At 66.2% G+C, this 840-nt stretch carries 2 protein-coding genes; one reads left to right on the top strand and one right to left on the bottom strand.

All coding sequences use genetic code 11. The features are described 5' to 3' along the window. The coding region (locus DBR22_RS23285; protein ID WP_108600919.1) for a hypothetical protein at positions 1 to 409 on the top strand (409 nt) is incomplete at its 5' end. 107 nt (positions 410 to 516) lie between these two features. On the opposite strand, the gene DBR22_RS24240 is transcribed toward DBR22_RS23285, so the two are convergent. Continuing rightward, positions 517 to 840, bottom strand: a 324-nt coding sequence (locus DBR22_RS24240) for a LysM peptidoglycan-binding domain-containing protein (protein WP_219928164.1), incomplete at its 5' end; no start/stop codon positions are given.

Genomic DNA, 840 nt, shown 5'->3' with positions numbered 1-840 from the left:
GCGCCGGATCGTGGCCCTGCGCGTGGTGATTGCTTTGGTTGCGATCGGGAACCTGCCACTGTTCCTGCTCTCCAGCGGCTGGTGGATCTACGCCGTCTCCCTGACTCTCGTGGTCGGTGTCCACCTGGCAGTTTCCTGGCTGAACCGGCACGAGCCCAAGGTCCGCCAGCGCCAGATGCTTGAGCTGCACATGCACCGTGAGAAGAGCGCGAACTACCGCAAGGTCCGCGACGCCGTGAAGTACATGATCGACACGCCCAGCCGGATGAACGAGCACCTTTACCTCGAACTGCTGGCAGCCAAGCGCGTGGCGCTGAACCTCGCCCACGGGACCGTTGCGCTGCTGGACACCAGCGACGACGCCGCCTGGAAGGTGCGCATCGTCCGCGAAATCAAGGTCGCCGTCTAACAGGTTTCCAATACAACGTACGACGCCGGCGCTCCCCTTATGAGGGGAGCGCCGGCGTCGTCGTTTGAGAGACAGTCCGTTCCCGGCCCAGTCAGGAACCGGGGCCCTTAGGCGGGAAGCTGAACGACCTGTCCCTCGAACACCAGGTTGGGATCGGCGATGGTGTCCAGGTTGGCGTCAGCCAACTGCTGCCAGCCGCCGGCGATGCCGAGTTTTTCCGCAACGATGCTCAGCGTGTCACCAGCTTCCAGCGTGTACGTCTCGCCGCTGAGCGCCACCGGGGCGGCGTGCTGCGGAACCGTAACCGGCGCGGTCTGCACGGGCGCGGCCTGCACCGGAGCGGCCTGTACCGGCACGCTCTGGACCGGAACGCTCTGCGGTGCCACCGCCGTCGTGCCTCCTCCGCCGCTCAAACCGAGCTGCGCGGCGCA

The organism is Arthrobacter sp. HMWF013 (assembly GCF_003061105.1).
GTDB lineage: Bacteria > Actinomycetota > Actinomycetes > Actinomycetales > Micrococcaceae > Arthrobacter.
This window is presented reverse-complemented; position numbering and strand designations above follow the sequence as displayed.